This is a genomic window from Stenotrophomonas sp. 62841_Sma, assembly GCF_056482945.1.
Map to the genome: position 1 here is coordinate 3,821,723 of NZ_CM151224.1, position 12,123 is coordinate 3,833,845.

Genomic DNA, 12,123 nt, shown 5'->3' on the forward strand with positions numbered 1-12,123 from the left:
AGCCGCTTGCTCGTGTGCGCTGTCCTGCGCACACGGCAAGACCGGGGTTGGGCGTCCTGCCCAACCCGCCCGAGGCATGCCTCGGGCCCATGCGGCTGACACCCCTGCCAACCCACACCGCCCCGGCTTCGACAGGTTCCTGCGGTGGAGCGGATGGCAAAGGCAAGAGCAGTTGGTGGTGTCGGATGAAGAAGGAAGGGGTGGCCGTCGAGCGAAGCGACCCGCTTCCGCTCTTGCTCTTCTTTTTCTCTTCCGTGGGTGGACGCACACGGAAACCGTCAGAGGCCGGGCGGGTGGGCTGGGCAGGGGTATCCGCGCCATGGATGGCGCGGCTAAGCCTCCAGGGAGGGATTCACGGCGTCCCCTGCCCAGCCCACCCGCCCGGCCAAGCGCAGCTTTGCAGTCGAGCAAGCTTGTATGTTCCTCCCGGCTCCTACGCGGTATGTAGGAGCCAGGGTGGAGGGACCGTCAAGCATGCATCTGCGGATACTAGCCGACAGACGAGTCGAGCGATCCCCATCCCGCACACGAACGTCGATAAAGGATCGTACGGCCCCCAAAGGGGATCGTCGATGTAGGCAAGCTAACGTCGGTGCGGTACCACCCCAGCCCCTTAAAGATAGCTGGGAGCCGTACAAATGTCTGATTCTCTCGATATTGGCGTGGACGTGGACTCCAAGGAGTTCGTGCCGGCAGTGGCCGACCGCAAGGCCGGCGACAGGATCGCCAACACCCAGGCCGGCATAGCCAAGTGGCTCAACACCTTGCCCCAGCGATGTCGGATTGGCATGGAGGCGACGGGGCGGTACTACGAGTTGTTGGCTCGGATGGCTGGCCAGGCAGGCCACGTTGTCTATGTGATCAATCCACGTCTGATCAAGTACTACGGCCGGGCGACGGGCTCGCGTGGCAAGACGGACGCCATGGACGCCGAAGCGATCGCCCGGTACGTGAAGAAGGAGAACGATCGCCTGCGTGAATACGTACCGCGTACCGACGAGCAGCAGCAGATGCACGATTTGCTGCGCAAGCGGCAGACGCTGGTAAAGACACGCGCGCGCCTGGAGCAATCCTTCGGGGTAAGCAAAAGTGCCCCCGGGGAGCTGTCAGATCTGTTCTGCGCTCTGGCTGGGACGCTGTCCGAGCTGGAAAGCGAACTGCAGCGCTTGGGTCGCGATGGAGAGCATGGCACGCTCTACAAGCGCCTGTTGACCATCCCTGGTATCGGCCCCGCCGTCGCCGCTCACCTGATTTACTACATGACGCGCTGGCCGTTGGCCAACGCCAACGCGTGGATCGCCTGCACCGGCCTGGATCCCCGGCCTAACGAGTCTGGCGGAAGAACGGGACGGCGTCGGCTGTCCAAACAGGGCGCGCCAGTGCTGCGCCAGATGCTCTACATGGCCGCCATGGGGCTCAAGCGGTGTCGTCGGGGGCAACCGCTCTACGACGAGCTGTCAAAACGCGGTCACCCCAGCACCGCCGTCTTCAACATCCTGGCCAGAAAGCTGGCCAGGATCGCCTGGGGTGTCTTCAAAAGCGGCCGGGACTTCGATCCGGCCATGCTGAAGGTGGGTCAAGCCTGCTTCCAGCAGGCTTGACCACGAACATAGGATCTCGACTCTACCGACGCTACGGCCACCCACGAGGGGCTGCGCCGTTCGCCGGAACCTACGCCGAAGGCGCCGGCTTCTGCCGAAGCAGACTGACCGCCAGGCCGCCAACAACCAACACACCCAGCCCCAGCAACGCCCACAGCAGCCACGACTTCCAGTCGTGCTGCGGCTTCAGTGCCGACTCACCGGCCAGTGGCTCCGGGCTGCCTTCCAGGCGCGCCAGCGTCGGCTGCCACGACGGATCATTGCGCTGCCGCAGCTCCTCGATCAGCACACCGATCGGCGCCTCCATCCGGCGCGCAGTCGAGCTGCCCACCGCCAGCGCATACGGCGCCGCGCCCTGGCTCAGGAACACCAGCACTTCCGGCTGATAACCCAGACGCAGGGTTGGAGCCGTCGCCGTTTCAGCCGGATTTGCTACCAGCTTCCAGTAACGGTCGCGGTGGATGCCGCCCAGCGGTTGGGCGGCGGACTGCTGTCGCTGGCCCTGGGCGCCCTGCTGCAGCTGGTAGGCAATCCACGGTGCGCTGCGGCGCTGCCATTCCGCGCTCTCGTCATCGCGGCTGAACAATGTCCACTGCACCAGGCTGTTGTCGGTGCTGGCCACGTCAGCACGCGCCGCCGGGAAGCGGCCATCCATCTCGAAGGTGTATTCGCCCTTGCGCTTCGAGGTCGGTTCCAGCGACAGCCACTCCCACGGCAGTGTGGCCGGTGCCGGCGGCAACTCGGCCAGTACGCTGCGCAGCGTTGGCAGACGGGCATCGCCCTGCGCCAGCACACGCAGATAGCGCGCTTCACCATCCACCTGCAGACGGCGCTGCAGCAGGCGCTTGCCGGCGCGCTGCAGATCCACCAGCGGAATGTCGCGGCCAATCGCACGCCAGTGCTGCAGGTCGTCGCTGACGTCCAGCTGCACCTGTGCCTGCAACGGCTGGCCACTATCCGCCCAATCCAGCACCAGTGCCGCCAATGGTTGCTGGCCGAGCACGCTGGCATCGATCAGCCAACCGCCCTGCCCGTTCGCTACCGCACCACCACCCACACGCGCCTCGACCCGGCGTACGCGACCATCGGTATCGCGCTCGGTCAGCAACTGCAGGTCGTTGCGCTGCGCTTCGGCCAGCGGCGGCAACGCGAACCACGGCAGCTCACGCTGCACCGGCGGCTGTGCCAGCGGCTGGTCCGGCGCCAGCAAGGCCGACGGCAACGATTGGCCGGCGGCATTGAACACCTGCACATCGCCCAGGTCCGCACTACCGGCGCGACGGTAGATCGCCGGTTCCAGCACAACACGGTAGGCACCCGATTGTGCGCTGGACAACGTCAGCGGCCACTGCTCGGCGTACTGGGTACGGTAATCGGCGGCCTGTGCGGTGACGGCGGCCAGCATGCCGAACATCGCCGGCAGCAGCGCCCTGCTCCACGTCTTCATTGTTTTTCCTCCACGGTCGGCGCCGCGCTCGGCGGTGCCGGTGCCAGATAACCCACGACCGTGCACAGCAGGCCGTAGGCGATGAACGATGCGATGCCCAGCAGGTTGCCCAGGTGCTGGCGATCGACGATGACCAGCTTGGCCAGCACCACGCCCATCAGCACGGCACCCACCATCCACAACACGCGCTGGCCGCGGCGCGAGCCCCACACCCAGGCAATCACGCCGAGCACGCTCCACAGCACGGTCAGGCTGGTCTGCGCCAGGCTGAAGCGCATCATCGACGCGTTCCACGACAGGCCGCCCCACTGATGCACGCCATGCAGCACAACGCTGGTCAGCGCGACGAAGGTTGCCAATGACAGCAGCGGCATGCGGATACCCAGCAGCGCCTGCGGCGCCTGATCGCTGTACAGCCAACGCGCCAGCAGCAGCAGGCTCAGCCACTGCCCGATCTCCGCCGGATTCAGCACCGGCAGCCACAGCAGCGGCGCGGCATCGCCCGGCAACAGCTGGCCGGACAGCCAGCCGATCGACAACAGGCCGAACAGCACGCACTGCAGCGGCTGGCGCACGCGGTCGAACGCTTCACCCAGCGGCCAGCGCAGCGCATTCCAGCGCCACAGCGACAGCGCCGCCATCAGCAGCCACGGCAGGGTCACCAGCAGCGTCGTCCAGCCCTGTGCCAGATCGGCCTCGCCACCGCCCCACAGAGCCAGCAGCGAAAGCAGCGACGGCCACAGCAGCCACCACAGGAACTGCGCGATGCGTGCCACGGTATTGCCGCCTTGGCGCAGGCACAGCAGCGTGCGCACGCCCAGCACCGCGAACACTGCCCAGGCAAGCGCGCCGTAGCCGGCGAACGGCTGATGGTGCGCGTCGCTCTGTATCAGCGCCAGTGGGAAGCCCAGCGCCAGCATCGCGAGTGCGGTCATCCCCAGCGCACGCGCCGGCTGGCGGCGCTGCACCTCGGCGGCCAGCCATGCGGTCACCGCAGCCAGCACCAGCAGTGCATCCACTTCGGTGCGGTACGGGAAGAACCGGGTGATCTCGTGCACCAGGCCACCCAGCCACCACAGCAGGCCCCACAGGTAGTAGACCAGGGCAATCTCGTGGCGCTGCCTGAGCTGGTAGCTCCAGGCCGACGCGAAGCCGGCAACGGCCAGCAGCAGTGCACCGATCGCGGTCGGGTTGAGCAGGAAGCGCAGGTCCTCATGCCAGTGATCGCCACCGGCCACGAAAGCGAACGCTGCGCCCATCTGCAACAACGCACCGGACACCTGCGGCAGCCAGCGTTTCTGGCGCAGGCCCAGCCAGGCCAGGCCTGCACCTTCCAGCGCGAACACCGCGCCGGTGGCACGCGCCGACAAGGCCAGCGGCACCGCCAGCGTGGCGAAGCCCACCGCCAGCACCGCATGCGACTGCGCCAGCACGGTGTACGACGCGCGCGCAATCAGTGCCCGCGCCAGTACGGCGTAGATCGCCGCCAGGCCCAGTGCGCACAGCGCCAGCGTCATTGGCTGCTCGTGCAGCATGCCGGCCTGCAGCGAGAAGGCGACCAAGGGCGTACCAAACACCAGGCTGCCGTCGACCAGGTCACGCCGCCCGGCGGGCTGCCGGCGTGCGTACAGCAGCGGGATCAGCAGGTAGAAGGCGAAGAACAGCAGCAGGAACGGCTCGGTGCTGCTGAACTTGTCCGGCGCGTACTGCAGCACGCCCCAGAACGTACCGATGCCGAAGGTGAAGGCGAAGCCCAGCAGGTTCAGCGCGCGCCACGGCCGGAACCAGGCAATGGCGAAGATGCCGGCGTTGAGCACCGCGTAGTAGCTGAACAACCCCACGTGGTTGCCGCTGCCGGTGGACAGCCACAGCGGTGCCATGAAGCCTGCGAGGATGCCCAGCACCGCCAGCGTGCGCGAGTTCTGCACCACCGCCAGCACGCACAGCCCGGCCACCAGCGCGATCGAACTGGCAAAGGCAAACCCGGGGTTGAGCAGCTCGAACCGCTTGAACGCGGCGAAGATGGTCAGCAGCAGCACGCCGATGGCACCGCCCTGCAGCGCCAGTGCGAACAAGCGCCGGCGCTCGCGCTGATGCCAACCGAACGCCAGCAGGCCCAGCGCACCCACGGTGACACCGGCCAGGCGCAGCTCGATCGGCAGCACCAGCCAGCCCTGGTCACTGACGTACTTCAACAGCGCGGCAACACCGGCCAGCAGCACCAGCATGCCGATCTTGACCGGCACGTTGCCCTCGGTGAACCAGCGCTTGACCGCTCCGATGCCGCGCTCGATGAAGTTCGGCAGCGTCGGTTCGGAAGGCAACGGCGGCTGCACTGGCACGGGTGGCACCGGCGGTGGTGCGACCGGGCGCGGCGCCTCCGCTGCCGCAGGCACCGGTTCGTGCACCGGCGGCGGCGTTGGCTTGGGGGGAGGCGGCGCGGCAGCCGCCACCGGCCGCAGGAACGGTGGATCGGCACTGGCCGCAGGCATGGGCGCAGCCCGTTCCGGCGCAGGCTCGGCTGCAGCCGGGCGGGCGGTCGGCGCGGCGGCCAAGGCACCTTCCAGCGCGGCCACACGGCGGCGCAGGCCGGCAATCATCACCAGCGCTACCACCAGCAGCAGCGGGATGGCCAGCAGAACCAGTACCACCAGGGCTATCAATGCTTCCATTGCATGCTTCCATTGCAATCCCGCGCCCCAGCGGCAGCGGTCGACCGCCCCATGCTACGACAGGGCTGGCCCCATAAACGACGAACCCCGGCCAGGCCGGGGTCCGCGTGCGATCTTGGCCAGCCTTACTTGGCGGCGACGACCTTGGCCATTTCCAGGCACTTGTTCGAGTAGCCCCACTCGTTGTCGTACCAGGTGACCAGCTTGACGAAGGTGCCGTCCAGGGCGATGCCGGCTTCGGCGTCGAACACCGAGGTGCAGGTCTCGCCGCGGAAATCGGTGGCCACGACCTTGTCTTCGGTGTAGCCCAGGATGCCCTTCAGCGGGCCTTCGCTCTGTGCCTTCACTTCAGCGCAGATCTCGGCGTAGGTGGCTTCCTTTGCCAGCTCGACGGTCAGGTCGACCACCGACACGTCCGAGGTCGGGACACGGAAGCTCATGCCGGTCAGCTTCTTGTTCAGTTCCGGGATGACCACGCCGACGGCCTTGGCCGCACCGGTGGACGACGGAATGATGTTCTCCAGGATGCCGCGGCCACCACGCCAGTCCTTGTTGGACGGGCCATCGACGGTCTTCTGGGTAGCGGTAGCCGCATGCACGGTGGTCATCAGGCCACGCTTGATGCCCCACTTGTCATTGATGACCTTGGCCAGCGGGGCCAGGCAGTTGGTGGTGCACGACGCGTTGGAGACGATCGCCTGGCCGGCGTAGGTCTTGTCGTTCACACCGTAGACGAACATCGGCGTGTCGTCCTTCGACGGGGCCGACATGATGACCTTCTTGGCGCCGGCATCGATGTGCTTCTGCGCGGTTTCCTTGGTCAGGAACAGGCCGGTGGATTCGATCACCACGTCCACGTCCACTTCGTTCCACTTCAGGTTGGCCGGGTCGCGTTCCTGGGTCAGGCGGATCTTCTTGCCGTTGACCAGCAGGTCGTTGCCCTGCACCGCCACGTCAGCCTTGAAACGGCCGTGCACGGAGTCGTACTTGAGCATGTACGCCAGATAGTCCGGCTCCAGCAGATCGTTGATGGCCACGATTTCGATGTCGTCGCCGAAGTTCAGCACCGCCGAGCGCAGGACGTTACGCCCGATGCGACCGAAACCGTTGATACCAACCTTGATTGCCATGTTCTCAAGCTCCTGCGGCCGCGACGGGTGCGGCGGGATGGATAGGGCCCACAAGTCTAGCAAACCGGGGCTGGCCACCGCCGGCCAGCCCCGGCAGGCAGCAGGCCGGCGGGCAGGATTTGATCCGGATCAAAGCGTTAGCGCGATGTGAGGCCGAGACTGGCCGCATCCACCCAGCAACGAGATCACCCCCATGCGCAAGACCTCCCCCCTGATCGTGGCCAGCCTGGCCGCCGCCCTGTCCCTCGCCGCCGCCCCGGCCATGGCCCAGTCCAAGGGCGACTGGACCCTCTCCGCCGGCGTGCACCAGGTGGCCCCGAAGTCGAACAACGGCTGGCTGGCCAACCACACCCTGAAGGTCGACGTCGACAACGACGTCAAGCCGACCATCACCGGTGAGTACTTCATCGCCGACAACCTGGGCATCGAAGTGCTGGCCGCGCTGCCGTTCAAGCACGACATCAACATCAACGGCCTGGGCCGCGTGGGCAGCACCAAGCAGCTGCCGCCGGTGGTGACCGTGCAGTACCACTTCAACAGCAAGGGCAAGGTGTCGCCGTTCATCGGTGCGGGCGTGAACTACACGACCTTCTTCAGCGAAGACACCACCGGTGCGCTGAAGGACAGCCGCCTGAAGCTGCAGGATTCGTGGGGCCTGGCCGCGCATGCGGGCGTGGACTTCGCGATCGGCGAGAAGGGCGCACTGCGCGTGGACATGCGCTGGATCGACATCGACAGCAAGGTGAAGTTGAACGGCGAGAAGATCGGCACGGTCAACATCGATCCGCTGGTCTACGGCGCTTCGTACGTCTTCAAGTTCTAAGGCGGCGTGTTGAGCGCGGGGGCTTCGCCCCGCTCCCCCGCTACACGCAAAACCCTCGCAGCATGTTGCCCCGGTGATTGCCGGGGCTTTTTTGTTCCTGGGACTGAAGCGGTTTCGGAGCTGGGGCGAGGCGGGGAGCAGAGCCGGGACACGCCGTTAACCCATCCATGGGGGCTCGATGGCGCCATCCATGGCGCCAACGGTCCCGGCTCTGCTCCCCGCCTCGCCCCTTCCCATCACTGCGCGCGTGCCAGCTCAAGCAAAGGCAAGAGCAGAACCCGTGCATCCGAGGCGCAATGATTGCCTGTAATTGCAGGAGGCCGATTCTGATCCTGCATTTGTTTTTGATGTTGCCTTTGACGTTTGCATCCGCCTCCGCGGCCAAGTTGGATGGGGGCTGCAGGGGCAGGCGCTGCGGGACCGTCCGCGGCATGGATGCCGCGGCCGAGCTTACAGGGACGTACTTGCAGCGTGTCCCGCAGCGCCTGCCCCTGCAGCCAGCCCCCAGCAGACAGGAACGCGCCGCTCTTCAATTCACCTACCCCCGCTAGAATGTGCGCATGAAAGCCCTGCACTCCCTGTTCCTCGCCGCCGCCCTGGCGCCGGCCCTGCTCTCCGTCTCCGCCCCCGCCCATGCCTGGGGCGCGCAAGGCCACCGCCTTGTCGCCGAAGTCGCCGACGCCCGCCTCAACCCCACCGCCCGCGCCGAAGTGGACCGCCTGCTGGCCACCGAACCGGATGCCACGCTGGCCAGCATCGCGCCGTGGGCCGACCAGCTGCGCGCCAAAGACCCGGGCCTGGGCCGTCGCTCGGCCGGCTGGCACTACGTCAACATCGCCGAAGACAACTGCCACTACGAAGCACCGAAGCACTGCAAGAACGGCAACTGCATCGTCGAGGCCCTGAAGGCACAGAGCGCCATCCTCGGCGACCGCAGCCTGACCGACGGCGAGCGCCTGCAGGCGCTGAAGTTCGTCGTGCACCTGGTCGGCGACATCCACCAGCCGATGCACGCCGGTTACGCCCACGACAAGGGCGGCAACGACTTCCAGCTGCAGTTCGGCAACCGCGGTACCAACCTGCACTCGCTGTGGGACAGCGGCATGCTCAACACCCGCAAGCTGGACGACGCCGGCTATCTCCCGCTGCTGCAGAGCCAGCGCGCGCCGAAGCTGGCGCGCCAGTCCAACCCGCAGCGCGACCCGCAGACGTGGGCCGAAGCCAGCTGCCGCATCTCCATGCAAGCTGGCGTTTATCCGGCCTCGCGTAAAATCGGTGACGAATACACCGAGCGCTACCGGCCGCTGGCCGAAGCGCAGCTGCGACTGGCCGGTGAGAACCTGGCGCAGTTGCTGAACCGCGTGCTCGGCACGCGCTGAGGAGAGTTCCGATGCCGGTCCAGGTGCAGTCGTTCTTCCACCGTGACAGCAACACCTTCAGCTATCTGGTCAGCGACCCGGCCAGCGGCGAGGCAGCGCTGATCGACCCGGTCCTGGACTACGACCCGGATACCGACGCCAGCAGTGAAGCGCCGCTGCATGCCGCGTTGCAGGCCATCGAACAACAGGGCCTGCAGCTGCGCTGGCTGCTGGAAACCCATGCCCACGCCGACCATGTGTCGGCTGGGCGCCGTCTGAAGGAGCGCTTCCCGCAGGCCACGCTGGCCATCGGCGAAGGCATCCGCGCGGTGCAGGCCACCTTCGCACCGCGCTACGGCCTGCAGCTTCCTGCGGCCGATGACATCTTCGATCACCTGTTCAGCGATAGCGAAACCTTTGCTCTGGGCGAACTGCGCTGTCAGGTGATCGCCGTGCCCGGCCATACCAGCGACAGCATCGCCTACCTGATCGACGATGCGCTGTTCACCGGTGACTCGCTGTTCATGCCCGATGGCGGTACCGCCCGCTGCGACTTCCCGGGTGGCGATGCCGCGCAGTTGTACCGTTCAATCCAGCGCCTGCTGGCGCTGCCCGATGCGACGCGCGTGTTCGTCTGCCACGACTACGGTCCGGGTGGTCGTGCATTCGCCAACGAAACCACCATCGGCGAACAGCGCGCACACAACATCCACGTGCATGACGGCGTGGCCGAGGCGGAGTTCGTCAGCGTGCGCCAGGCACGCGATGCTACGCTGGAAGAACCCAAGCTGATGCAGCCTGCGGTGAAGGCCAACATCCAGGGTGGGGCCTGATCCACGCCGCTGCGCTCGCCGGGCATGGCCCGGCGCTGCCCCGGTCATCGCAAGCGGTCATTTTCCCTGCGTACGCACCACGTGCTGTCCCTTCACGATCTCGAAGGTGAAGGCATACTGCAGGGTGACCGCCACCGGCTCGACGCGCTCGGCGCCGCGACAGTCGCCACGGTCGGCAGGCACCTTGCCAGCCGCGAAGTGGCAGACCGCTGCGGACGAGTACTTCCACATCGCCACGGCTTCCTGCGCCGCCTGCAGCAGGGGCGCATTCTCGCCTGCAGCACCTGCCGCGCACTCAGGGCGATCGGTCAGCGGCACGCTGCGTTCGACACTGCCCTGTGCATCAACCACCACCTGCAGGCAGATGGTGGTCGGTGCCAGCTCCGCACGCGGGTCACGATCACCGACCTCCGGGTCCGGTGCCGCGTAGAGCTGTGGCATCCGGTAACCCTCGGTCGCACCCAGCGAATACACCTGCAACTGCCCACTGCCACCGCCCGCCTGCGGCTGCAGGCGCTGGTGGCCGACATTCTCGCTGCGGGTATCCACCGTGGTCAGCCGCTCCTGGCTGGCGCATCCGGCCAACAGCGCCGCCGTCATCCACAGCGGCGCGCACTTCACTTCGCGTCCTCGGTGTCGTCCATCGCAAAAGTGATCGGAATCTTCACTGCGCCTGCCACCGGCTTGCCGTTCTTCATTGCCGGACGATAGGTCCAGCTGCGCGCAGCCGCCACCGACACCGCATCGAACACGCCGGGATTGGTAGCGCTGAGCACCTGGACATCGGCGGGACGCCCCTGCGCATCCACCTCCACGCGCAGGTTCACCACGCCGACCTGGCGCTGCTCGACCGCAGACTTCGGGTAGGACGGCGGTGGCATCTTGTCGACCTGGATCGGACGATCCAGCCCTGCCTTGGCCGCATCTTCTTCAGCGTGCTCGAACGGCTCGACACCGATCCTCGGGCTCCCGGCCACGCCGCCCTGGCTGGCCCACGCCACCGCTCCCATTCCCAGACACAACCCGACCACCAGCACCTGCCCCGACACCCACGGCAATGCCTTCCGCTTGGACTGCTTCAACATGGCGATACGCTCCTTCAACACGGGTTGGCTGCGCCAATGGCAGACCGCTGGCGCAACCGGATGGACCAGCTGCGCCTTCAGCAGCGTGCTGGCGTAGAGACCGCGCAGCGCAGGCTGCGGGGCAATGGTGCGGGCATCGCAGGCCAGCTCCTGGTCACGCAGGAATCGGCGGGAGGCCCACGGCAGAAGCGGATGGAACCAGAACACCGCGCGTGCCATCAGCAGCGCCCCATTGGCCCAGTGATCGCCATTGCGACGGTGGCTGCGCTCGTGCTGCAGGATCAGGCCCTGCTCCTGTGCGGTGAACTGCTGGTCGAAATCCGGGCCTACCACGATGCGCGGACGCCACAGGCCGACCAGCGCGGGCAGCCCGGGATCAGCGCTGGCCTGCCAGCTGCCATCGGCGCGTGCACACAGTTGGCCCATGCCACGTTCAAAACGCCGCTGCGCACGTAGATCGCGTAGCAGACAGAGGACCGCCCCCAGCATCCATGCCAGCAGCAACAGCCCGGCCCACGGCAACGACTGCCCTGCCATGCCTTCGACGGCGCCGGGTACCACTTTCAGCGGCAGCGTTGGCACATGCTCCAGAAGTGCCACCTGCGGCAACGGCAGCATCAGTGCCAGCAGCAGCAACGGCAGCAGCCACCAGCTGCGGTAGGCCAACGCCACGCCCCCCAGCCGCACCAGCAAGGGTCGCAGTACCGCCAGCACGACCACGCCCACCGCCAGCCACAGGCTGGCCTGCCACAGCCCATCGAGCAGCTCAGTCATGGTCCAGCTCCTGGATCAGTTTCTTCAGTTCGGCGATGTCCTGCGCACTCAACTGGCCGCGTTCGCTGAAGTGCGCAACCAGCGGCGCAACGCGCCCTTCGAAGACACGACCAATGAAGTCCTGGCTCTGCGCCTCCACCCAGGCCTGCCGCTGCAGCAGCGGCCGGTACAGGTAGCGCCGGCCATCGCGCTCGGCAGTAATCGCGCCCTTGGTCAGCAGGCGGTTGAGCAGGGTCTTGATGGTCGGCTCGGCCCAGTCACGGTGGGCCAGTGCGGCGACCACGTCATCGGCGCTACGCGGTGCCTGCTGCCATAGCACCTCCATCACAACGGCTTCGGCTTCGCTGATCGGGGTCATGGTTTACATCCGTAATCGACGATTCGATTACGCGCGTAATCG

General features: G+C 66.8%; 10 protein-coding genes. 4 read left to right on the forward strand and 6 right to left on the reverse strand.

The genetic code is table 11. The features are described 5' to 3' along the window. The first annotated feature begins 695 nt into the window (after positions 1–695). The gene (locus ACZK5G_RS17925; protein ID WP_478463664.1) at positions 696–1,601 is read left to right on the forward strand and encodes an IS110 family transposase; all 906 of its coding nucleotides are present in this window, start codon (positions 696–698) and stop codon (positions 1,599–1,601) included. A 70-nt stretch (positions 1,602–1,671) separates the two neighbouring features. Here ACZK5G_RS17925 and ACZK5G_RS17930 read toward each other — a convergent pair whose 3' ends face one another. The 3 genes from ACZK5G_RS17930 to gap all read right to left on the reverse strand — a co-directional run bounded on the left by ACZK5G_RS17930 (position 1,672) and on the right by gap (position 6,850). Then, entirely contained in the window at positions 1,672–3,048 is a 1,377-nt protein-coding gene (locus ACZK5G_RS17930; RefSeq protein ID WP_336685665.1) for a DUF3999 domain-containing protein, read from the reverse strand. Further along, the gene (locus tag ACZK5G_RS17935; RefSeq protein WP_478464278.1) at positions 3,045–5,720 is read right to left on the reverse strand and encodes a DUF2339 domain-containing protein; all 2,676 of its coding nucleotides are present in this window, start codon (positions 5,718–5,720) and stop codon (positions 3,045–3,047) included. The genes ACZK5G_RS17930 and ACZK5G_RS17935 overlap by 4 nt, the downstream gene beginning before the upstream one ends. Before the next feature lie 125 nt (positions 5,721–5,845). Further along, a complete protein-coding gene (gap, locus tag ACZK5G_RS17940) occupies positions 5,846–6,850 on the reverse strand; it encodes a type I glyceraldehyde-3-phosphate dehydrogenase (protein ID WP_478464279.1) in 1,005 nt (334 codons plus the stop codon). 193 nt (positions 6,851–7,043) lie between these two features. Here gap and ACZK5G_RS17945 point away from each other — a divergent pair, with 193 nt between their 5' ends. From ACZK5G_RS17945 to ACZK5G_RS17955, 3 genes are all read left to right on the forward strand, one after another. Continuing rightward, positions 7,044–7,673: an OmpW/AlkL family protein gene (locus ACZK5G_RS17945; protein WP_019338734.1), complete on the forward strand. Its 630-nt coding sequence runs from the start codon at positions 7,044–7,046 to the stop codon at positions 7,671–7,673. A 560-nt stretch (positions 7,674–8,233) separates the two neighbouring features. After that, positions 8,234–9,052, forward strand: a complete 819-nt coding sequence (locus ACZK5G_RS17950) for a S1/P1 nuclease (RefSeq protein WP_049461819.1) — start codon at positions 8,234–8,236, stop codon at positions 9,050–9,052. Positions 9,053–9,063: 11 nt separating this feature from the next. Beyond that, positions 9,064–9,864 (forward strand): MBL fold metallo-hydrolase, encoded by an 801-nt coding sequence (locus tag ACZK5G_RS17955; protein ID WP_049400758.1) that lies wholly within the window; start codon positions 9,064–9,066, stop codon positions 9,862–9,864. Between the two features lie 57 nt (positions 9,865–9,921). Here ACZK5G_RS17955 and ACZK5G_RS17960 read toward each other — a convergent pair whose 3' ends face one another. Genes ACZK5G_RS17960 through ACZK5G_RS17970 form a run of 3 tightly spaced genes read right to left on the reverse strand, consistent with a single transcriptional unit; the run spans position 9,922 to position 12,081 of the window. Further along, positions 9,922–10,485 (reverse strand): hypothetical protein, encoded by a 564-nt coding sequence (locus tag ACZK5G_RS17960; protein ID WP_132810700.1) that lies wholly within the window; start codon positions 10,483–10,485, stop codon positions 9,922–9,924. After that, the gene (locus tag ACZK5G_RS17965; RefSeq protein ID WP_478464281.1) at positions 10,482–11,723 is read right to left on the reverse strand and encodes a M56 family metallopeptidase; all 1,242 of its coding nucleotides are present in this window, start codon (positions 11,721–11,723) and stop codon (positions 10,482–10,484) included. The genes ACZK5G_RS17960 and ACZK5G_RS17965 overlap by 4 nt, the downstream gene beginning before the upstream one ends. Beyond that, positions 11,716–12,081 (reverse strand): BlaI/MecI/CopY family transcriptional regulator, encoded by a 366-nt coding sequence (locus tag ACZK5G_RS17970; protein ID WP_014648244.1) that lies wholly within the window; start codon positions 12,079–12,081, stop codon positions 11,716–11,718. The genes ACZK5G_RS17965 and ACZK5G_RS17970 overlap by 8 nt, the downstream gene beginning before the upstream one ends. Between the last annotated feature and the right edge of the window lie 42 nt (positions 12,082–12,123).